Source organism: Nitrospirillum karajorum (genome assembly GCF_036348415.1).
Taxonomy (GTDB): Bacteria; Pseudomonadota; Alphaproteobacteria; order Azospirillales; family Azospirillaceae; genus Nitrospirillum; species Nitrospirillum amazonense_B.
In genome coordinates this window covers 2,562,900-2,585,211 of the sequence record NZ_JAZBQB010000003.1, presented here as the reverse complement: position 1 = coordinate 2,585,211, position 22,312 = coordinate 2,562,900, and the positions used below count along the sequence as shown (strand labels likewise).

The 22,312-nt window shown below is 67.0% G+C and carries 17 protein-coding genes; 10 read left to right on the top strand and 7 right to left on the bottom strand.

The window, feature by feature from the left end:
- Position 1: 1 nt before the first annotated feature.
- Positions 2-1,525 (bottom strand): L-piperidine-6-carboxylate dehydrogenase, encoded by a 1,524-nt coding sequence (gene amaB / locus UCD39_RS25700; protein WP_330498443.1) that lies wholly within the window; start codon positions 1,523-1,525, stop codon positions 2-4.
- Between the two features lie 44 nt (positions 1,526-1,569).
- Positions 1,570-2,682: a saccharopine dehydrogenase family protein gene (locus tag UCD39_RS25695; protein WP_330498442.1), complete on the bottom strand. Its 1,113-nt coding sequence runs from the start codon at positions 2,680-2,682 to the stop codon at positions 1,570-1,572.
- A gap of 105 nt (positions 2,683-2,787) precedes the next feature.
- Here UCD39_RS25695 and UCD39_RS25690 point away from each other — a divergent pair, with 105 nt between their 5' ends.
- A complete protein-coding gene (locus UCD39_RS25690; RefSeq protein ID WP_330498441.1) occupies positions 2,788-3,240 on the top strand; it encodes an Lrp/AsnC family transcriptional regulator in 453 nt (150 codons plus the stop codon).
- Positions 3,241-3,485: 245 nt separating this feature from the next.
- Here the strand turns inward: UCD39_RS25690 and UCD39_RS25685 are convergent, their stop codons facing one another.
- Positions 3,486-3,683: a hypothetical protein gene (locus UCD39_RS25685; protein WP_330498440.1), complete on the bottom strand. Its 198-nt coding sequence runs from the start codon at positions 3,681-3,683 to the stop codon at positions 3,486-3,488.
- Between UCD39_RS25685 and UCD39_RS25680 the strand changes: the two genes are divergently transcribed.
- From UCD39_RS25680 to UCD39_RS25655, 6 genes are all read left to right on the top strand, one after another.
- Positions 3,664-6,636 (top strand): TonB-dependent receptor domain-containing protein, encoded by a 2,973-nt coding sequence (locus tag UCD39_RS25680; RefSeq protein WP_330498439.1) that lies wholly within the window; start codon positions 3,664-3,666, stop codon positions 6,634-6,636. The genes UCD39_RS25685 and UCD39_RS25680 overlap by 20 nt on opposite strands.
- Positions 6,637-6,773: 137 nt before the next feature.
- Positions 6,774-8,678 carry a tetratricopeptide repeat protein gene (locus UCD39_RS25675; RefSeq protein ID WP_330498438.1) on the top strand — a complete coding sequence of 635 codons (1,905 nt, stop codon included), beginning with the start codon at positions 6,774-6,776 and terminating at the stop codon, positions 8,676-8,678.
- Between the two features lie 154 nt (positions 8,679-8,832).
- Entirely contained in the window at positions 8,833-12,159 is a 3,327-nt protein-coding gene (locus tag UCD39_RS25670) for a transglutaminase family protein (RefSeq protein WP_330498437.1), read from the top strand.
- A gap of 7 nt (positions 12,160-12,166) precedes the next feature.
- Entirely contained in the window at positions 12,167-14,713 is a 2,547-nt protein-coding gene (locus UCD39_RS25665; protein WP_330498436.1) for a circularly permuted type 2 ATP-grasp protein, read from the top strand.
- Positions 14,691-15,755 carry a transglutaminase family protein gene (locus tag UCD39_RS25660; protein WP_330498435.1) on the top strand — a complete coding sequence of 355 codons (1,065 nt, stop codon included), beginning with the start codon at positions 14,691-14,693 and terminating at the stop codon, positions 15,753-15,755. The genes UCD39_RS25665 and UCD39_RS25660 overlap by 23 nt, the downstream gene beginning before the upstream one ends.
- A gap of 77 nt (positions 15,756-15,832) precedes the next feature.
- Complete coding sequence (locus UCD39_RS25655) at positions 15,833-16,426, top strand: YdeI/OmpD-associated family protein (RefSeq protein ID WP_330498434.1); 594 nt, start codon at positions 15,833-15,835, stop codon at positions 16,424-16,426.
- Here UCD39_RS25655 and UCD39_RS25650 read toward each other — a convergent pair.
- From UCD39_RS25650 to UCD39_RS25640, 3 genes are all read right to left on the bottom strand, one after another.
- Positions 16,423-17,691 (bottom strand): hypothetical protein, encoded by a 1,269-nt coding sequence (locus UCD39_RS25650; RefSeq protein ID WP_330498433.1) that lies wholly within the window; start codon positions 17,689-17,691, stop codon positions 16,423-16,425. The two genes, UCD39_RS25655 and UCD39_RS25650, sit on opposite strands and share 4 nt — an antisense overlap.
- Before the next feature lie 94 nt (positions 17,692-17,785).
- Positions 17,786-18,223, bottom strand: a complete 438-nt coding sequence (locus UCD39_RS25645) for an EamA family transporter (protein ID WP_330498432.1) — start codon at positions 18,221-18,223, stop codon at positions 17,786-17,788.
- Between the two features lie 27 nt (positions 18,224-18,250).
- Positions 18,251-18,778, bottom strand: a complete 528-nt coding sequence (locus UCD39_RS25640; RefSeq protein ID WP_330498431.1) for a hypothetical protein — start codon at positions 18,776-18,778, stop codon at positions 18,251-18,253.
- A 265-nt stretch (positions 18,779-19,043) separates the two neighbouring features.
- On the opposite strand from UCD39_RS25640, the gene UCD39_RS25635 reads away from it, so the two are divergent.
- The 3 genes from UCD39_RS25635 (at position 19,044) to UCD39_RS25625 (ending at position 21,602) form a co-directional block, all read left to right on the top strand.
- Positions 19,044-19,883, top strand: a complete 840-nt coding sequence (locus UCD39_RS25635; RefSeq protein WP_330498430.1) for an isopenicillin N synthase family dioxygenase — start codon at positions 19,044-19,046, stop codon at positions 19,881-19,883.
- Positions 19,884-19,976: 93 nt separating this feature from the next.
- Positions 19,977-20,813 (top strand): nucleoside triphosphate pyrophosphohydrolase, encoded by an 837-nt coding sequence (gene mazG, locus UCD39_RS25630; RefSeq protein ID WP_330498429.1) that lies wholly within the window; start codon positions 19,977-19,979, stop codon positions 20,811-20,813.
- A gap of 12 nt (positions 20,814-20,825) precedes the next feature.
- A complete protein-coding gene (locus tag UCD39_RS25625; RefSeq protein ID WP_330498428.1) occupies positions 20,826-21,602 on the top strand; it encodes an SDR family NAD(P)-dependent oxidoreductase in 777 nt (258 codons plus the stop codon).
- 235 nt (positions 21,603-21,837) lie between these two features.
- Here the strand turns inward: UCD39_RS25625 and UCD39_RS25620 are convergent, their stop codons facing one another.
- Complete coding sequence (locus UCD39_RS25620; protein ID WP_330498427.1) at positions 21,838-22,092, bottom strand: hypothetical protein; 255 nt, start codon at positions 22,090-22,092, stop codon at positions 21,838-21,840.
- Positions 22,093-22,312: the final 220 nt, after the last annotated feature.

The window sequence follows — 22,312 nt, the reverse complement described above, 5'->3', positions numbered from 1 at the left end:
TTCAACCGATATCGAACTGCACACCCTGGGCGAGCGGCAGTGATCTCGAATAGTTGATGGTGTTGGTGGCCCGCCGCATATAGGCCTTCCAGCTGTCGGAACCGGCCTCGCGCCCGCCGCCGGTTTCCTTTTCGCCACCGAAGGCGCCGCCGATCTCGGCGCCCGAGGGGCCCAGATTGACGTTGGCGATGCCGCAGTCCGACCCGGCGGCGCTGATGAAGGTTTCCGCCTCGCGCATGTCGGTGGTGAAGATGCTGGACGCCAGCCCCTGGGGCACGCCGTTCTGCAGCGCGATGGCCTGGTCCAGGTCGCGGTAGCGCACGACATAGAGGATGGGGGCGAAGGTTTCCTCCAGCATCGGCCCGGCCTGATCCGGCATGATCACCAACGCCGGGCGGACGTAGTAGGCGTCGCCGGAGCCCACATCCACACGCTCCCCACCGATCACGGTGCCGCCGGCGGCCTTGGCGGCGGCCAGCGCCTTGACCATGCCCTCGTAAGAGGCTTTGTCGATCAGCGGGCCCACCAGGGTGCCGGCCTCGCGCGGGTCCCCCACCTTGACGCTGCGGTAGGCGGCGGCCAGCCGGTCCAGCAGACGATCGGCCACGGCCTCGTGCACGATCAGGCGGCGCAGGGTGGTGCAGCGCTGGCCGGCCGTGCCCATGGCGGCGAAGGCAATGCCGCGTATCGCCAGTTCCAGGTCGGCCGAGGGGGCGACGATGGCGGCGTTGTTGCCGCCCAGCTCCAGGACGGCGCGGGCGAAGCGGGCCGCCAGACGGGGCGCCACGGCCCGGCCCATGCGGGTGGAGCCGGTGGCCGACACCAGCGGCACCAGCGGGTGGTCCACCAGCGCCTGCCCCACATCGGCCTGCCCCTCGGCCAGGATGGACAAACCATCGGGCGCGGAACCGAACTTGGCGGCGGCGCGATCAAAGGCCGCCTGCACGGCGATGGCGGTCAGCGGTGTCTTCTCCGACGGCTTCCAGACGACGCTGTTGCCGCAGACCAGGGCCAGGGCGGCGTTCCATGACCATACCGCCACGGGGAAGTTGAAGGCGCTGATGACGCCGCAGACACCCAGCGGGTGCCAGGTTTCCATGAGGCGGTGGCCCGGCCGCTCCGTCGCGATGGTCAGGCCGTAAAGCTGGCGGGACAGGCCGACGGCGAAGTCGCAGATGTCGATCATCTCCTGCACTTCGCCCAGTCCCTCGGACAGGATCTTGCCGGCCTCCAAGGTCACCAGCAGGCCCAGGTCGCCGCGCACGGCGCGCAGTTCCTCGCCCAGCAGGCGCACCAGCTCACCCCGACGGGGGGCCGGCACCAGGCGCCATTCCAGGTGGGCTGCGTGCGCCTTGCGCACCAGCGCGTCCACGTCGGCGGCGGTCAGGGCCTTCACCCGGCCCGCCTCGGCGCCATCGATGGGGCTGCGCGCCACGATATCGCCGCCCGCCAGCACGGCCCGCTCCACGCCCAGCCGGTCCAGCACCGCCAGAATATCACGCCGGGTTTCGCCCACTGCCGTCATCGCTTCTTCCCTCATGCTGCTTCTTGCTTAAACGGTTGGCCCGATCAGGCGACGCGCGCCACCACCTGGTCCACCGGGTTCGCCCCCTGATAGGCGCGGCCGAAGCGATTGGCCAGGAAATCGTCCAGGGCGATGTCCTCCTGGCGAATGAAGCCGTGCGACGGCAACCGGCCATCGGCCAGCATGTCCAGCACGGCGCAGATGCCGGCGGCGGTGGTGGTCTGGATGGCGGTGCGCTGACGGCCATGAGCGTAGTCGCCAAAGACGCGACTGGAATAGCTTTCCTGGGTCAGCTGGCCGTCCAGCATGCCGCTGACGGTGACGAAGATGACCACCACGTCCTGCAGGGTGGCAGGCAAGGCCCCCTCCAGCACCGTCTTGAACAGGTCGCGCCGGTCGCGCAGGCGCAGGTCGTTCAGCAGGGTCTTCATCAACTGGCAATGGCCGGGATAGCGGATGGTCTTGTAGTTCAAGGTGCGCACCCGGCCCTTCAATACCTCAGCCAGGCTGCCCAGGCCGCCGGAGGTGTTGAACGCCTCATACGGCACGCCATCCAGCCAGAACTCCTCCCGCTCCTCCAGCGCCGGCACCTCGCGCAGGGTGCCTTCGACGATGGCCTCGCAGGGCTCGCAATACTCATTGATGACGCCGTCCGTGCTCCAGGTCAGGTTGTAGCCCAGGGAGTTGCTGGCATAACGCGGCAGGGCACCGACGCGCAGGCGCACGGCTTCCAGCGTGTCGAACTTCTTGGCCAGGCTGCCGGCGACGATGGAGATGAAGCCTGGCGCCAGCCCGCACTGGGGGATGAAGGCGTTGGGGGCGTTGGCCGCCAGTTCCTTCACCCGCCGGGTGGTGGCCACGTCCTCCGTCAGGTCCAGGTAATGGCAACGGGCGAGGGCCGCCGCCTCCGCCACCTTGATGGTCAGGTGATAGGGGGCGGCGCTCAGCACGGCATAGGCGCCGGCCAGCGCCTCGGTCAGGGCGGCCACGTCGCCGATATCGACCTCGCGCCGTTCGATGGGCAGGCGCTTGGAGACGCCTTCCAGCGCCTTGGCCGAGCGGTCCAGGACCGTCACCAGGTAATCGCCCGATCCCGCCAGGTTCTCCGCGATGATGGACCCGATCTTGCCCGCCCCGACGACCACGATGCGACGCATGTGCGCTCTCCCGTTTTCAAAGTTCCCTGTGAAAACGACTGTCCGACAAACCCTTGACGGAATGAACAGCCAATGCGACCAATCTGATGCAATATGGTGGGCAAAATGAACAGTCAGACTGACATTTTTCAACCGGACGATCTGGACATCGCGCTGCTGCGCCTGCTGGAGGCGGACAGCCGCCTGCCCACCGTCACCTTGGCCAAGCGCCTGGGCGTATCCCGCACCACGGTGCAGGCGCGGTTGGAGCGTCTGGTGGCGCGTGGGGTCATCACCGCCTTCACCATCCGGCTGGATGCGGACTACCTCGCCCGCCGCATCCAGGGCCATGTCGCCATCACCCTCCTGCCCAAGGCGGCGCGGCAGGTCGAAACGCGGCTGAAGGCCATGCCCCAGGTGCGCCAGCTTTACGCCGTCAGCGGCCCCTTCGACATGATCGCCGTCGTCTCCACGGAATCGATTGCCGAAATGAACACGGTGATCGACGACATCGGCGCAGTGGACGGGGTGGAACGCACCAACTCCTCCATCATCCTGTCGCAGCGCCTGGCCCGCTGACCGGCTGCGGCTGGCTGGTCCGAGGCTGAGTTGGTCGGGGGCCCATGCCAGCGCCATGCCCCTTTTCCGAAGATTGCCCTGCAGCCCCTCAATCGCGTGTAAAAATGGCGCGAGTCGTACGGCTTTTGTCTATTCCGTTCGATCTAGGCAAATGTGCCGGTAATTATGTTTCCAAATCGTTTCAGATGTGCGCACGACTGTTACAAGGCAGTTACACATCACTGTGAAACCGGTTGCCGGAACCGTCAATTTTGCGACGCACCATTGACCTCCATAAAATATCCAAAATAACCTTTCCCCGTTGGTCCTGGCACAAGGGGGACACGACTCCACAAGAGATTTGTCTGGTTGGGGCCAGCAATATCAACAATCTCCAGAACTGCGGGGAAACTCATGGGCATGCCAAAATTCGGGCGGCGCGCATTGCTGCTGTCTTCGACCATGCTTGTCGGCGCCTTGGCGGCGGCGACTGATGCTGCGGCGCAACAATCGGCCAGTGCCAGCACCGACATGCAGGAAATCGTCGTCACCGGGTCGCGCATCAAACAGGCCGCGAACCTGACCAGCGACAGCCCGCTGACCACGGTGGACAGCGTGGAGATGAAGCTGCAGGGCACGACCAACGTCGAAACGATGTTGAACAACCTGCCCGGCATCACGGCGGCCCAGACCAACGCGCAGTCCAACGGCGCCACCGGCACCGCCACCATCAACCTGCGTAATCTGGGCGAATCCCGCACCTTGGTGCTGATCGACGGACGCCGCATGCCGTTGGGCGATCCGACCTACCCCTACGCCGACGTGAACTTCATCCCCGGCGCCTTGGTGGAAAGCGTGGACGTGGTCACGGGCGGTGCCTCGGCCGTCTATGGTTCCGATGCCGTGGCCGGCGTCGTGAACTTCAAGATGAAGCGTGACTTCGAGGGGGTGAAGGTTGACTACCAGTTCTCCGCCGCCCAGCACAGCAATGAGAACGACGACGCCCAAAAGGTCCTGAAAAGCTCCAAGTATCCGGTCACGGTGCCGGGCGACCGCTTCGACGGCTTCGTCCGCGACAGTTCCTTCATCATTGGCGCCAACGCCCCCAACAACAAGGGCAACGTCACCGCCTACGCCACCTACCGCTGGACGGAGCCCGTCACCCAGGCGACGCGCGACTGGTCGGCTTGCACCATGGCGACCACAAGTAGCGATGAGAGCACCCTGGCCACCCAGGATAACCAACGGTACTGCTCCGGCTCGTCAAACAGTGCCTACGGCCGCTTACGCACCAACGGTTCGGGCACCGGCTATTCGCTGAACCCCGACGGATCGGCGTCCTTCGTCAAATACAACAGCGGCCTGGCCTTCAACTACGGCCCCTACAACTACATCCAGCGCCAGGATGAGCGTTATACCGGCGGCGCCTTCGCCCATTACGAGATCAATCCGGCGTTCGACGTCTACACCGACTTCATGTTCATGTCGGACCACACCAAGGCGCAGATCGCCCCGTCCGGCTTCTTCAGCGGCACGACCTATTCCATCAACTGCGACAACCCGCTGATGTCGGCGTCCGAGGCGACGACGCTGTGCGGCGCCAACGCCGGCAGCAGCAGCGCCAATTGGAAGGGCTATATCGGCTACCGCTTCACCGACAACAACGCCCCGCGCTACGACGACCTGCGGCACACCGATTACCGCTATGTCATCGGCACCAAGGGTGACCTGGGCGGCGGCTGGTCCTACGACGTCTACGCCCAGCATGCGGCGGTGATCTACAACGAGACCTACCAGAACGACGTTTCCATAACCAAGCTGCAGAACGCCCTGCAGGTGAAGAACGTCAACGGCGTCGCCACCTGCGAGTTCGTGATCAACGGCACGGACTCGAGCTGCGTGCCCATCAACATCTTCCAGTTGGGCAAGATCAGCAGCGCCGCCTACAACTACGTCTACACCACCAGCTTCAAGGAAGGCACCACCACCCAGGACATCGTCAGCGGCTCCGTCTCCGGCGACTTCGGCGCCTGGGGCGTGAAAAGCCCCTTCGCCAAGGACCCGGTGGCCGTGGCCTTCGGCAGCGAATGGCGGCGCGACGCCATCGACCTGAAATACAGCGAGAACGTCCTGTCCGGCGACCTGTCCGGTTCCGGCGCCGGCACCACGCAGCCGGCGGTGGGCGCCACCGAGGTGAAGGACATATTCGGCGAATTGCGCCTGCCCCTGGTCAGCGACAAGCCGTTCATCAAGGACCTGTCGGTCGACGCCGGCTACCGCTGGTCAGACTACAACCTGGCGGGCAAGGCCAACACCTACAAGGCCAGCCTGAACTACGCCCCCGTCAGCGACGTCGCCTTCCGCGGCGGCTACAACCACGCCGTCCGCGCCCCCAACATCATCGAGCTGTTCCAGACCAACACCTCTGGCATCGGTGGCGCGCTGGACCCCTGCTCCGGTTCCAACCCGTCGGCGTCGCTGGCCCAGTGCGGCCGCACCGGTGTCTCGGCCGCCCAATACGGCAACATCTCCGACTGTACCGCCGTCGACGGCTGCAACACGCTGAGCGGCGGCAACAAGGCGCTGAAGCCGGAAACGGCGGACACCTACACCGCCGGCTTCGTCTTCACCCCGACCTTCGTGCCCAACTTCGCGGCCACGGTCGACTATTACAATATCAAGATCGAGAATCTGATCGGTACCGTGCCCACCTCGCAAATCATGACCCAGTGCCTGAACACCGGCAATTCCTACTACTGCGACCTGATCCACCGTGGGGCGGCCGGCAGCCTGAACTCCAGCGACGGCTATTACATCACCACCGACATCAACGCCGGCTATCGCCAGCAGGCGGGCGTGGACGTCTCCGGCACCTATCGCCAGGACCTGGAGGATTTCGGGATCAAGGACCTGGGCGCCGTGACCCTGAAGTTCATCGGCTCCTGGACGCAGTTCAACCGCTACCAGCCGCTGCTGCATGAGGCCAAGTACGACTGCGCCGGCCTATACGGCAGCACCTGCGGCCAGCCCACGCCGCATTGGCGCCACCAGTTCCGCGTCACCTGGAATACGCCGTGGAACGCCGACCTGTCGGTCAACTGGCGCTATATCGGCGGCAGCAGCCTGGACAACAACAGCACCGACCCCAGCCTGAACGCCAATTCAGGCATCTATAACAACATCGACGGCAAAATCGGCGCCTACAATTACTTCGACCTGGCGGGAACCATCAACCTGATGGACCACTACACGCTGCGGTTCGGTGTCAACAACCTGTTCGACAAGGACCCGCCCATCCAGTCCGCCAACGACGATTACGTCAGCGTGCTGGGCGGTTACGGCAACGGCAACACCTATCCCGGCATCTACGACACCCTGGGCCGCGTGTTCTTCCTGGGCATCACCGCCGATTTCTAAAGCGGATCACTTCTAAACCGCCGACTTCCGAGACGGCCTATCGTATAATATCGATACGCGGCGGGTCCCTGCCTAGGGGCCCGCCGCTCTCGCTTCCGCTCACCACACCCTTCCGCTCACCATACCGGCACCGCCTCATGACCAATGGCCAGTCCCCCTTTTCCATCCCCGTCCCGCGCGCCGCCTCCGCCGCCCAGAGTCAGCGTATCCAATCGCTGATCCAGCAGGCGCTGACGTTCCAGACGCGGGGTCAGTTGCATGAGGCGGAGCAGATCCTGCGCCAGGTGCTGGCGTTGGACGCCGCCGAGCCGGACGCGCTGCAGCTCCTGGGGCTGATCGCCAAGCGTCACGGGGATTTGGACCAGGCGGAGCAGTTGCTGCGCCGGTCGCTGGCCGTGAACAGCCGGCAGCCCCACGTGAACTACAACCTGGGCAACCTGCTGAAGGACACCGGCCGCCCGTCCCAGGCCCTGCCGTTCTATGAAAAGGCCATCCTGCACAAGTCCGACTATGTCGAGGCGTACAGCAACCGTGCCGAGTGCCTGGTGGCGATGGCGGGACAGGAACCGGCCAACGCGCGGCCGCTGCTGGAGGCCGCCCTGCCCCTGTATCGCCGGGCCTTGCAGTTGCAGCCCGATTACGTGGCGGCCCGGGTGGGCATCGCCGAAGCCTATCTGCAATTGGACGAGGCGGAGCGGGCGGAGGAAGCGCTACGCGCCGGGCTGACCCGGCTGCCCAACGACTTCTACCTGAACAACAGCCTGGGCACGGCCCTGCGCCGACAACAGCGTTTCGAGGATGCCGCCCCGTACCTGAGGCGCGCGGCCGAGCGCGCGCCGGACCGCTGGCAGATCTGGCTGAACCTGGGCAACACCCTGCTGGCCTTGGGCCAGTTGGATGAGGCCATCACCTGCCTGAAAAAGGTGGTGGTGCTGGACCCCGGCAATTACGCGGCCCAAGCCGCCCTGAACCAGGCACTGTGGGAGACGGGACAGCACGCGCAGTTGCTGAATTCCTACGAATGGGCCAAGGAGCGCAAGCCCAACGACCCCGATTTGCTGGAGATGGCGGCGGAGGCCTACATCCTGTTCGGGCGCCATGATGAGGCGGGGGCCAACATCGCCGCCGCCGCCGCCCTGCGTCCGGAATCCCCCTCGCTGCCCCGCCTGCGCGCCACCCTGCTGCTGGCCCAGGAACGCGTGGCGGAGGCGCTGGAGGTCGCGCTGGAGGGACTGAAGACGGCGCCGGACGACCAGCGGCTGTTGTACCGCACGGCCGAGGCCGCCCTGCGCCTGAACCGCCCGGCCGACGCGCTGGACGCCGCCCGCCGGCTGGGGGCCCTGGTGCCGGACAGCCAGTTCGCCGTGGCGTTCGAGGCGACGGCCCATCGCCTGATGGGACAGGCGGACCCACGCGGGCTTTACGATTATGACCGCTTCATCCACGCCATCGATCTGCCCGCGCCCGTGGGTTATGCCGACCTGGGCGCCTTCCATGCCGACCTGATGGCGGCGCTGGACGTGCAGCATGTGGCACAGCACGAGCCGATCGAGCAGACCCTGCGCAACGGCACCCAGACGCGCGAAAACCTGTTCACCCGTGCCGGCGCCGCCCCAGCCATCCTGGCCCTGCGCGAGAACGTCATGGCCGCCGCCCGGCGCTATATCGCCGGCCTGCCGGATGACGGCACGCATCCCTTCCTGCGCCGCAAGGGCCAGGAACTGCACTGGGCCGGGTCGTGGTCCGCCCGGCTGCGCAGCCAGGGCTATCACACCAACCACATCCACCCCGAGGGGTGGATCAGCGGTTGCTACTACGTGGACATGCCCGACGCGGTCGCGGACGCGGAAGGCAAACAGGGCTGGATCACCTTCGGCGCCTTCGCCCAGGGCAACGGCGCCACCCTGCCCTGGGAACGGGCCATCCAGCCCCGGCCCGGCCTGCTGGTGCTGTTCCCCAGCTACATGTGGCACGGGACCATCCCCTTCAACGGCGACCAGACGCGCACGACCGTCGCCTTCGACATCGGCGGCCGGGGCTGACAGGAAAAAGCGCGGCGCGGTTTGCCTATTTTTTGCGCTGCCCAAAAAACATGCTGCAATGCGCTTTAACCATCGAGGCCAATGATGATACCGTGACCGGTGTCAGGGCACCGGGGGCTATGGGTTGCCATCGCTTCCGCGAACAGGGGAAGTCATGAGCATCCACGTCGCCATCAACCATAAGACGATCTACCGTTACGACCGGCTGATCAATCTGGGGGCCCAGCTGGTGCGCCTGCGGCCGGCGCCGCATTGCCGCACGCCCATCCTGTCCTATTCGCTGAAGGTCACGCCCAAGCAGCATTTCCTGAATTGGCAGCAGGACCCCCAATCCAACTGGCTGGCGCGCTTGGTCTTCCCCGAGAAGACCGAGGAATTCACGTTGGAGGTGGACCTGGTGGCCGACATGGCGGTCATCAACCCGTTCGACTTTTTTCTGGAACCGGCGGCCGAGAAATTCCCCTTCACCTATGAGCCGTGGCTGGCCAAGGATCTGAAGCCCTTCCTGGAGGCGGAGGAACCCGGCCCGCTGGTCCAGTCCCTGCTGGACGGGATCGACCGCACACCCACCGGCACCGTGGCCTTCCTGGCCGACCTGAACCTGAAGCTGCAGCAGCGTATCGGCTACGTCATCCGCCTGGAGCCGGGCGTGCAGACGCCGGAGGAAACGCTGGCGCTGGGCACCGGGTCCTGCCGCGACACCGCCTGGCTGCTGGTGCAAGTGCTGCGCAACCTGGGCCTGGCGGCGCGGTTCGCGTCAGGCTACCTGGTGCAGTTGGTAGCCGACCAGAAGCCGCTGGAGGGACCGGATGGCCCCAGTGCCGACTTCACCGACCTGCACGCCTGGACGGAAGTCTACCTGCCCGGCGCCGGCTGGATCGGCCTGGACCCCACCTCCGGCCTGTTCGCGGGTGAGGGGCACATCCCGCTGGCCTGCACGCCCGACCCCTTCTCCGCCGCCCCGGTCACGGGCGGGCTGGACATGTGCGAGGTGACGTTCGAGCACGCGATGTCGGTCACCCGCATCCGGGAGCAGCCGCGCACCACCAAGCCCTACACCCCCGACCAGTGGGGGGCGATCGACCGCCTGGGGCATCAGGTGGACCGGGAGATTGTGGACGGCGACATCCGCCTGACCATGGGCGGCGAGCCCACCTTCATCTCCATCGACGACATGGAGGGGGCGGAGTGGAACACGGCGGCGCTGGGCCCGACCAAGCGCCTGCTGTCCGGTGACCTGATCCGCCGCCTGCAAGCCCGCTACGCCCAGGGCGGCCTGCTGCATTTCGGCCAGGGCAAATGGTATCCCGGCGAAAGCCTGCCGCGCTGGGCCCTGCAGCTGTATTGGCGCCGAGATGGCGACGCGCTGTGGACCCACGGCGAATACCTGGCCGACGAACGGCGCCATTACGGCTATGGGCTGGCGGAGTCGGAGGCGTTCATCCGCCGCCTGGCAGAGCGGCTGGGCATAGACCCCGACTACGCCCGCGGCGCCTTCGAGGACCCCTGGCACTACATCCGCAAGGAACGCGAGCTGCCGGTGAATGTCGATCCCTTCGACAGCAAGCTGGAGGACGCGGAGGAGCGGGCGCGCCTGGCCAAAGTGTTCGAGACCGGCCTGGGCACCCCCGTCGGCTACGCCCTGCCCGTTCAGCGCCGGCATGAGGCCAGCGGCCCCGTCTGGCTGTCCAGCGCCTGGGCCACGCGCAGCGACAGGCTGCTGCTGGCCCCCGGCGACAGCCCCATCGGCTATCGCCTGCCCCTGGGTTCCCTACCCTGGGTCGACGCCATCGACCGCGTCTATTCCTACGAGCAGGACCCGTTCGACAGCCGGCCGGACCTGCCGGCACGCGAGGAACTGGAAAAGCAGATGGCTCTGCGCAAGGGCCAGACGGAACCCTTGCGTCAGCGCCTTATGGCTGATGTCCGGGACCGGCAGGACAAGGTGCCGGAAAAGGGCGCCAGCGCCTGGTGGCTGGTGCGCACCGCCCTCTGCGTGCAGCCGCGCGACGGCCGCCTCTATATCTTCCTGCCGCCGACCAGCTACCTGGAGGATTGGATCGAACTGGTCACCCAGATCGAGGCCACCTGCGTGGACCTGGATCTGGCCGTCGTCCTGGAAGGCTACCCCCCACCCCGCGATCCGCGCCTGAACAGCATCGCGGTGACGCCGGACCCGGGCGTGATCGAGGTGAACATCCATCCCGCGTCCAACTGGACGGACCTGGTCTATACCACCACCACCCTGTACGAGGACGCGCGCCAGACCCGCCTGGGCACGGAAAAGTTCGCGCTGGACGGCCGGCATGTCGGCACGGGCGGCGGCAACCATGTGGTGGTGGGCGGTCCCACCCCGGCGGACAGCCCCTTCCTGCGCCGGCCGGACGTGCTGCGGTCCCTGCTAACCTATTTCCAGAACCACCCCAGCCTGTCCTACCTGTTCAGCACCATGTTCATCGGGCCGACCAGCCAGCATCCCCGGGTGGACGAGGCGCGGCACGAAAGCCTGTATGAGCTGGAGATCGCCTTCAAGGAGCTGGACCGCGCCGGCCCCAACCCGCCGCCCTGGCTGGTGGACCGGGCGCTGCGCCACCTGCTGGTGGACGTGCAGGGCAACACCCATCGCTCCGAATTCTGCATCGACAAGCTATACAGCCCCGACAGCTCCACCGGCCGGCTGGGCTTGGTGGAACTGCGCAGCTTCGAGATGCCGCCGCACGCGCAGATGAGCCTGGTGCAACAGTTGCTGCTGCGCACGCTGATCGCCTGGTTCTGGCGGGAACCGTACCGCGCCGGCCTGGTGCGCTGGGGCACCAAGCTGCACGACCGCTTCCTGCTGCCGCAGTTCGTGACCCAGGATATCCAGGATGTGGTGACGGAACTGCGTGAGGCCGGATACGCCTTCGAGGAGTCGTGGTTCGCCCCGCACCTTAACTTCCGCTTCCCCAAGATCGGCGCCGTCAGCCAGCGCAGCCTGAGCCTGGAACTGCGCACCGCCCTGGAACCCTGGCACGTGCTGGGTGAGGAACCGGGCGGCGGCGGCACCGTGCGCTATGTCGACAGCAGCCTGGAGCGCATCCAGGTGCGGATGACCGGAATGGTGGGCGACCGCTACGCGGTCACCTGCAACGGCCGGCGCCTGCCCCTGCACCCCACGGGCACCGAGGGGGAATATGTGGCGGCGGTACGCTATCGCGCCTGGCAGCCGCCGGGATGCCTGCATCCGACTATCCCCGTGCATACGCCTTTGGTCTTCGATATTTTGGATCTGTGGACCGAACGGTCCGTCGGCGGCTGCACCTATCATGTCGCCCATCCAGGAGGGCGCAACTTCACCACCTTCCCGGTCAATGCCAACGAAGCGGAAGGCCGCCGCCTGGCGCGCTTCCACCCCTTCGGGCATACACCGGGGCCTATGACCATCCCGCCCGAAACACGGAACCCGGATTATCCCATGACCCTGGACCTGAGACTTGGCTGAGTAGGATTTGCCTGACCGCGCGCCCCAACCGCCGCCGGAACAGCCCTCGCTGTTCCACGATGCCGGCGACCTCGGCTACGGCATCGGTCCCGTCTTTGATGAGATGGTGACGGGCACGGGGCATCTGCGTCCGCATTGGCAGCAGTTCTTCGCCGCCCACGGTCCCTTTTCGCCGGATGAGATGGCGCACCGGTGGGCGGCGGCGCGCCAGCGCCTGTTCCTGAACGGCGTCACCTTCAACTCCTACCGCGATCCCCAAGGGACGGAACGGCCGTGGCCGCTGGACCCGGTGCCGCTGCTGCTGTCCGCCCGGGAATGGCAGGTCCTCAGCGCCGGCCTGGTGCAGCGCGCCCGCCTGATCGAAAAGGTGCTGGAGGATTTCTACGGCCCCCAGACCCTGCTGAGCGACGGCACCGTGCCGCCGTCGCTGCTGTATGCCGACCCGGGGTACCTGCGCGCCTGCCAGGGCCTGGCCGTGCCCGGCGGGCGGCGTCTGGCCCTGTTCGCCGCCGACCTGGTGCGCGATGGCGACGGCCAATGGCGGGTGCTGACCTGCCGGACGGAGGCGCCGACCGGCGTCGGCTACGCCCTGGAAAACCGCGCGGTGCTGAGCCAGACCCTGGCGGACCCCTTCCGCGCCTGCAATGTCGAACGCCTGTCGCCGTTCTTCGAGGCCCTGCGCGCCGCGGTGGCCCGCGCGGCCCCGCAATGCTCAGGCGTGGACGGCCATCCCCGGGCCGTGCTTCTGACGCCCGGCCCCTTCAACGAAGCCTATTTCGAGCACGCCTACCTTGCCCGGCACCTGCGCATGACCTTGGCGGAGGGAGCCGACATGGTGGTGCGGGACCAGGCCGTCTACCTCAAGACGCTGGCGGGGCTGGAGCGGGTGGACGTCATCCTGCATCGCGTGGACGACGCCTTCTGCGATCCGCTGGAACTGCGCGTGGACAGCGCGCTGGGCGTGCCCGGCCTGTTGCAGGCGGTGCGCGCCGGCGCCGTCGCCGTGGTCAACGCCTTGGGCTCGGGCATGGCCGAGAGCATGGCGCTGCTGTCCCGTATGCCGGCGCTCAGCCGTCGCCTACTGGGCGAGGACTTGCTGCTGCCCGACGTGCCCACCTATTGGGGCGGCGACGCCGACCAGCGCGAGGCGATGCTGGCGCAGTTGGACCGCATGGTCATCCGGCCCGCCTTCTCCAGCCTGCCCGGCCATGTCGCCAATGGCCCCGACCTGGACGAGGACGCCCGCGCGGCGCTCGCCGCCCGCATCCGGGCGCGGCCGCAGGACTGGGCGGGGCAACTGCCGGTGGCGCCCTCCACCGCCCCGTTGTGGCGCGATGGCCGGGTGGAACCCCGGCCCCTGGTGGTCCGCGCCTTCCTGTGCGCCGCCAGCGACGGCGGCTGGACGGTCATGCCCGGCGGCCTGGTGCGCATCAGCGCCGACGCCCGCCACGCCGCCGTTTCCCTGCAGGAGGGGGCGGGTTCCAAAGATTTGTGGATCGTCGGGGCGCAGCCGACCGGCCCCGTCCGTCGCCTGGCGGCCGGCCCGCCGGATGGCGCGCGCGAGCCCAGCCCCGTGCCGGGCAACCTGCCCAGCCGGGCGGCCGACCATCTGTTCTGGGTGGGCCGCTACGCCGAGCGGGCCGCCGCCGCCGTGCGCCTGCTGCGCAGCGCCACCGTACGCCTTTCCGATGACAGCCGGCCGGCCGCGCGGGAGGAGTTGGCCCCGCTGTTGCGCCTGATGGGCCGCGCCACCCTGATTCCGCAGGAGATCGCCCAGTTGCCCGACAGCGACGCCGTGCGCGGTATGCGCCAGGCGCTGGAAATCGCCGTCGATCCCGCCAACCCCGGCAGCCTAGTGGCCACCACCGGCCGCCTGCGCCGCGCCATGGGCAGCGTGCGCGACCGGCTGCCCCTGGACAGCCGCCAGATCCTGGGCCGCCTGGACGTGCTGGGGGCCAGCCTGGCCAAGGCCGACCGCGCCGCCCTGGCCGTGCTGCTGGGCGATTTCAGCCAGGTGCTGGCGGCGCAGACGGGGCTGGAACTGGACAGCATGCCGCGGGGCGCCGGCTGGCGCTTCCTGGTGCTGGGCCGCCGGCTGGAACGCGCCATCGACGCCGTGGAGCGGCTGCAAGCCAGCGGCATCACCAACGACCGTTCCGACGCCGCCACGCAGGAGGTTCTGCTGGAACTGGCGGAGGCCGGCCCGGCCTACCGCGAGCGCTTCCCCGTGGGCGTGCAGCGTGAGGCGGCCTTGAGCCTGCTGCTGACGGACCCGGAGCATCCGCACTCCCTGCTTTTCCAGTTGGAAACCTTCCGCCGCCAGGTGTCACGCCTGCCCTCGCTGCCGACTTTCGGCGTGGGCGGCGGTGAAGACCCGCTGACCCGCCTGGGCGAACTGGTGGCCCAGGCCAGCTATCGCCTGCAGGACCTGGCCCTGACCCGGGACATGGCGCTGCTGAGCGCCACCCTGTTCCAGTTGGGGTGGGCGCTGCCGGACATGTCGAACCTGCTGTCGCAAGCCTATTTCAGCCATGTCCACGCCCGTGCCGCCTGACCAGCCCCCCGCCTTGGCCTCCGCCACCGCTTCCCCAGGGGCGCCCATCCGTTACCGCTGCCGCCATACCACGCGGTACAGCTATACAGTGCAGGTCGTCTCCTCCCAGCTCATCACCCATCTGGGGCCGCGCGACGTGCCGGGCCAGCGGGCACGGGTCGTGGCGCTGACGGTCACGCCCACGCCCGCCGTCGTGGCGGATCGGCTGGACTGGCTGGGCAACCCCACCCGGTATGTCGCCATCGACACGCCGCACCTGGAATTGTCGATGACCGTGGATCTGGACGTCACCCTGACGCCGCGGCCAGCCCCCGACCTGATGGCCACGCCGGCATGGGAGGAGATCGCGGCCCGGGCGCCCGGCCAATTGGCGGTGGCGGAGTTCATCGAGGCGTCGCCCCGCCTGCCGCAGCCCAGCCCGGAACTGGCGGCCTTCGCCGCCGCGAGCTTCCCGGCCGGCCGGCCCATCGGTGCCGGTGCCCGCGACCTGACGCGCCGCATCCATGACAGCTTCACCTTCGACGCCACCGCCACCAGCGTAGGCACCCCGGTGCTGGAGGCGCTGGCCCTCAGGCGCGGGGTTTGCCAGGATTTCGCCCATGTCATGATCGGCGCCTTGCGCGCCCTGGGCCTGCCCGCCCGCTACGTCAGCGGCTATCTGCGCACCCTGCCGCCGCCGGGCCAGCCGCGCCTGCAGGGGGCGGACGCCAGCCACGCCTGGGTTCAGGTGTGGTGTGGGCCCGATGCCGGCTGGGTCGACATGGACCCGACCAACGACGCGCTGGTCGACCGCAACCACATCACCCTGGCCTATGGCCGCGACTATGACGATGTCTGCCCCTTGCGCGGCGTCATCCTGGGCGGTGACGCGCATGCCCTGCACGTCAGTGTCGATGTGGAGGAAGTGGCGGATGACCCGCCCGCCATCGCCCAGGCGCAAAGTCAGGGCGTGGACCAAGACTGGAATGGGGCCATGATGCAGACCCAAACACAGTCATGCTGCCTAACGGAGTCGCCCTACCCAATAGGGGCAACTGACTGATACGAACACGCCCTGTATACAGGGGGCCGGCACATAAAAAAGGGCCGGCGAACGCGGGCCGGCTGGGAGGAACCCCCATGACCATGGACAGCCCCAACCCCAAGGTCGACGCCTATCTGGACAGGGTCGGACAGTGGCGGGACGAACTGACCCGGCTGCGCACCATCGCGCGGGACTGCCCGGTCGTGGAAGACTTCAAGTGGGGCCACCCCTGCTACACCGCCGATGGCGCCAACATCGTGCTGATCCATGGCTTCAAGGATTATTGCGCCTTGTTGTTCTTCAAGGGCTCGCTCATGGGCGACCCCAATGGCATCCTGGTCCAGCAGACGGAAAACGTGCAGGCCGGCCGCCAGATCCGCTTCACCAACAGCGGGGAGATCGCGCAACTGGCGCCCACGCTGAAGGCCTACATCCTGGAGGCCATCGCCGTGGAGCGGGCCGGGCTGAAGGTGGCGTTCAAGCCGACGGCGGATTTCACCATGGTCGAGGAATTCCAGGAAAGGCTGCGCGACGACGCGACCCTGAAGACGGCGTTCGAGGCGCTGACACCCGGCCGCCAGCGCGGCTATCTCCTGCACTTCGCCGCCGCCAAGCAGGCCAAGACCCGGGTGGCGCGCATCGGGAAATGCGCGCCGCTGATCCTGGCGGGCAAGGGGCTGAGCGATTAGTTATCCGCCATGATGCGGGCGCGCAGGTCGGCACGGGTCAGGCGCAAGGCGTTCTCCGGCACCTCGGACCAGGTACCGATGATATCGCCGGCAATGTAGTGGAAACCCGCGCCATCGGCGTAAGAGGCCATGAGGCTGGTGTCCACGCCTTCCACCCCCGCCCGCAGGCGCAGGCGCGACGCCTCATGGGCGAAGTGCGAAAGCTCCGGCCCCCAGCGCTTGGGGGCCGCGCCGGGCGGCAATTGCATGGTGGCGATATAGACACCCGCCGCCGCCAGGGCGGGCAGGTCATGGCTTCCCTCCACCGTGGCGATGACCACGCGGCTGAACTGCCGGAGCAGGGTGACGATCTCCGTGGCGCGGCCAACCGGCACGCCATGGGGAAGGCCGTAAACCTGGAAGGTCAGGAAGGCCACCAGTTCCTTGGGGATCGCCTGCAGCGCCGCCAGATACTCCCGCCGGCGGGTGGGACCGGCCAGCGTCTCGAAATGCACCGGCACCGACAGGAAGCAGCGGAACTGGTTACGGTACAGCTCGGCATAGACCTCCATCGTCTGGCGCAGGAGCGTCAGGTCCAGGATCAGTATCTGCTGCGGCTCGTGCGGGTCGGCGGCGCAGTCATAGCCCCAGAGCGGCTGGCGCCCCCGCCGCGGGCGCTTGGCGCGAACCTGGTAGATGGACAGCACTTCCTTGCGCACGTCCCAGATGGGGCGATAGACGACCTCCACCGGCTCATCCGCCGGGGCGATAAAATCTTGCCACGGATTGTTTGTCTTGTCGGCACCGGCCCCCTGCACCTGGGACGGGGGGACTTGCAGCGCCGCCCCCATCAGCATGTCCCGTAGGCTATGGCTGTGAAACAACAGCTCGCCCCCGACCTCCTGCACGGCGGAATGGACGCGCACGGTCGCGGTGTCGACATCGCCCAACAGCAGGCGCTGCAACTGCTCCACCAGCTTGGCGCAGATCAGGCCCGCCTCCGTCCGGCCCAGCTGGGAGAAGACGACGACGTAAGCCTCTTCGCCGAACCGGAACCACGCGTCCTTGGGGTTCAACATCTGGCCCAGCAGGCGCTCGGCCAACATATGGACGCGATCCGACACCAGGGGCCAGCGCTCGCCCAGCCGGGCATGTAGACTTTCCAGGCCCACCATGTGCAGGCTGCCGGCACAGGCCTGGGTCTGTGCCTGGAAGATGGCGCGCAGCTTGGGTGCGGCTTCGGTGAAGTGCCCGCCACCCGGTTCTTGTGGTGCCGATCCGTGCATAACCCACCGCCTGACCTAACCGTTATTTCAGGATAAGGTTGGCGCCAAGACCTTAAAAAACACTTGCCAAAGGACGGCCTACTACCTTTGGTTATTATCCGCGATACGCCACGAGCACCGCCCCCGCCGCGATAAGGGCCACACCCAGCCAATTGGGCAGGCTCAGCCGCTCCCCCAGGAACAGCGCCCCGAACAGGGCGACCAGCACCACGCTCATCTTGTCGATGGGCGCTACCCGTGCCGCCTCTCCCAGCTTCAGCGCCCGGAAATAGCAAAGCCAGGATCCACCGGTGGCCAAGCCTGACAGCACCAGGAACAGATAACTGCGGGCGGACACGGTGGCGGGCGCCTGCCACTGCCCGGTGATGGGCAGCAGGGCGGCGATGACCAGCAGGATCACCGCCGTCCGAACCAGGGTGGCGAAATCGGAATTCACGCCCTCCACCCCCACCTTGGCCAAGATGGCGGTCAGGGCCGCGAAAACGGCGGACAGCAGGGCCCAAAATTGCCAGCTGAGAGGGGCTGAGGTCATCGTGCCGCCCGACTACTTCCCACCGGACTACTGCCGCCGCTTCACGTCGCCCTCGGCCACCATCATGTAGCCGGGAGCACCGGGTGGGGCCATCTCGAACTTCACGTGCAGGGTGGTCGCGTCCAGCTTGGTGTAGCCCAGGCGGAAGCCGGGCGCCTCGGGCGTTGCTTCGGCCTGGAAGGTCACGCTCTCGCCCGGCACCACATGGGCGCTGGTGTAGTGGATGGTGTGCTGACCATCCAGGTAATCGGCGTGCAAAGTGCCGCCTTGGGGGTAGATCAGCATGATCTGGTCGAAACCGGCGCCCGGCATCGGCCGGCCGTCCTTGCCGATCACCTCGGTGTGGTCCTGGCGCAGCAAGCCGCCCCCGCCGGCGACGACCTGAATGGTGGAAGTGCCACGCGCCGCGCCCCCATCGGCCGTCTTTCCCCCGCCATTCCAATCCCCCAGCAGGAAACCCAGCGGCGCCAGGGCGGGGGCCAAAGTGGGCGGGTTCTGCTGCGCCAAGGCGGTGCCGGGCACTACCGTCAAGGCCATGGCAAGGAATAGGCGCATCGTGATGCCTCCAGAGGGTTGGCGTCAGTTCATCACACCCCCGCAAAAAACGGAAACACTCTCCAACATCTGCATGGTTGACGGCAGGGCGCCGGCCTGCTGATAGTCGCGGAAATTCGACATGGCTGCCCGCGGCCGGCCTTGATCCTTAAAAACAGTCCCTGGCCCGCGGCCCGGGGGCGGATGTAACGGCGTCCGCATGTCCCCCGTTTCCCGCAGAGGCGGGGCGGTCGGCGGGGCGGACGGGCGCTTTCAGGGAACACCCATGTTCGATATCGCCAGTGTTGATTGCACCATGTCCACGGCCCCGGCCGAGTTCGTGCGTTCCATGCACGAGACCGGCTTCGCCGTGCTGCGCAACCACCCCATCGATCCGGCGCTGATCGACCGCCTATACAAGGAATGGGCGGCGTTCTTCGCGTCCGAGTCCAAGATGGACCACCTGTTCTCACCCGAGACTCAGGACGGCTATTTCCCCTTCCGGTCGGAAAACGCCAAGGACAGCCCCATCAAGGACCTGAAGGAATTCTATCACGTCTACCCCAACCGGCCCCTGCCGGCGGGTGTGAAGGAGGCGACGGAGGCCATGTACGCCGCCCTGACCCAGCTGGGCGCCGACCTGCTGGGCTGGCTGCAGCAGCATACGCCGGACGGGGTGAAGACGAAGTTCTCCGTCGCCCTGCCGGACATGATGGTGGGCAGCACGCAGAGCCTGTTCCGCGTGCTGCACTACCCGCCCCTGGCCGACGGCTTCGAGCCCGGTGCCGTGCGCGCGGCGGCGCATGAGGACATCAACCTCATCACCCTGCTGGTCACGGGCAGCGAGCCCGGCCTGCAGGCCAAGGACACCGCCGGCAACTGGCACGACGTGCCCTGCGACGCCGGCATGATCGCCGTCAACGGCGGCGACATGCTGAAGGAGGCGTCGGGCGGCTACTTCCCGGCGACCACCCACCGCGTGGTGAACCCGCCGCCGGAGCACAACGTCTCGCGCTATTCCATGCCCATGTTCCTGCACCCCCGGCCGGACGTGCGCCTCAGCGACGCCTACACGGCGGGTGAGTACCTGGACCAGCGGCTGCGCGAGATCGGCCTGAAGAAGTGATGCCCCATGCCGCCGGGCCGGTGGCCTGGGGCGCATGGTTCGGTGTAGGAAGGGGGGCCATCCGGCCCCCCTTCGCTTTTCCGGGACCAGCCCATGACCGACCGCCCGTCCGCGACCGCCCCAATCGACCGCCTGCTGGCCATCATGGCCAAGCTGCGCGACCCCAACGGCGGCTGCCCCTGGGATTTGGAACAGGACTTCCCCACCATCGCGCCGCACACCATCGAGGAGGCGTATGAGGTGGCCGACGCCATCGAGCAGGGCGACATGCCGGCGTTGAAGGAGGAACTGGGCGACCTGTTGTTCCAGGTGGTGTTCTACGCCCAGATGGCCAGCGAGCGCGGCCTGTGGAACTTCAACGACATCACCACGGCGCTCAGCGACAAGATGGTGCGCCGCCATCCCCATGTGTTCAGTGAGCAGGTCGGCGCCGTGGCCGACGCCACCGACCAGGTGAAGAACTGGGAAGCCCAGAAGGCGGGGGAGCGCGCGGCCAAGGCCGCCGCCAGCGGCGCCAAGGCCTCCGCCCTCGACGGCGTCATCAGCGGCCTGCCGGCCCTGACCCGGGCGGTGAAGCTGCAGAAGCGCGCCGCCCGCGTGGGCTTCGACTGGACCCAGGCCAAGGAGATCCTGGACAAGATCGAGGAAGAGATTGGCGAGCTGCGGGCGGAGATGGAGCATGCTGTGCCGGAGAAGGCCCGCATGCAGGATGAGCTGGGCGACCTGGTGTTCGCCCTGGCCAACCTGGCCCGCCATATCGACGTGGACCCCGAAACCGCCCTGCGCGGCACCAACGCCAAGTTCGAGCGGCGCTTCCGCCAGATCGAGGCCTGGCTGGCCGAGGGCGGACGCGGCCCCACCGACGCGACCCTGGATGAAATGGAAGCCCTGTGGCAGAAGGCCAAGGGCCTGGAACGCCAAAGCAAATAAGGAGGCAGTCTGATGAGTTACGCCCCGCCCCACATCCCCGGCATCGTCCTGATCTCCGGGGCCACCGGTGACTTCGGCGCCGCCTTCGCCCGCCGCTTCGCGGCCCTGGGCAGCCGCCTCATCCTGACCGGCCGCAACACGGAGAAGCTGAAGGCCCTGGCCGACAGCCTGGACGTGCCCACCCACACCCTGGCCTTCGACGTGCGCGACCGCAAGGCCATGGAGGCGGCCGTGGCCAGCATCCCGGCGGAGTTCGCCGAGATCGACCTGCTGATCAACAACGCTGGCCTGGCCCTGGGCATGGAACCGGCGCAGAAGGCCAACCTGGACGACTGGGAGGTCATGGTCGACACCAACGACAAGGCGTTGGCGATCATGACGGGCCTGATCCTCCCCGGCATGGTGGAGCGGGGGCGCGGCCACATCATCAACCTCAGCTCCACCGCAGGCAGCTACCCCTACCCCGGCGGCCACGTCTATTGCGCCTCCAAGGCCTTCGTCACCCAGTTCAGCCTCAGCCTGCGCGCGGACCTGCTGGGCACCGGTGTGCGCGTCACCTCGGTGGAGCCGGGCATGGTGGAGACCAGCTTCAGCCTGGTGCGCTTCAAGGGCGACGCCGAGAAGGCCGCCAAGGTCTATGCCGACACCACGCCCCTGACGGCGGAGGACGTGGCGGAGTTGGTGACCTGGGCCGCCACCCTGCCCCCGCACTTCAACGTCAACCGCGTGGAAATCATGCCGACGGTCCAGGCGCCGGCCGGCCTGGCCGTGCATCGGTTTAATAAGTAGGTCCCTCAGTCACTACGCCCTCAATCGCTCAGTTGCAATGGTAGTGCGCATCCGTCTTTGACCAACGGACATCCTTGAGTTCCATTCGTTGCTTGAATGAGAGCCGAGCGCATTCGGCTAGATACGCGCTCGGCTCCAAGACCTTATTTAGCCAGCGAATTCGCGCTCCCAAGCGTTTTCGCTATAAGTTCTTGCAACGAATGGAAGCCAAAAGTCAACATGACGTACATTATGATCAAGGAATCGCGCCACCACCGATAAGTCCGCCGGGATAATCGACAATGGTCGATCCCGGGTGAGCGGCAACCCAAGCCAGCGCCTTCTTGTATTCCTGCTGCTCGGCAGAGGAGGCGGGCGTGCCACCGTTTATGAAGCCATCGAAGCCAGAATACGAACCGGTCGGGGAAATCTCAGTGCCACCCGGAAGACGGCTTCCAATATCCGCCCCGCCGGACACGGCTTCGACTTCGATCATGCTCAGGTCACGCATACTTGCATACCCTCCAGGTTGTTAACTGCTTGACTTGATCTTGGGGCAAGCATTCCCCTTGGCTCGCCAACGGCATTCAACCGCCGCGAGAGCACTTGGTCAGCCAGAGATGATAGGAGCTAAGGGCTAAGAGCATGGCCGCAATTTTTAGTTTAGAAGATTTCACATAAGTAACTGGGCAGGCTCCAAAAGGCTAAGGCTCAGTTATACCCAGGGAGGT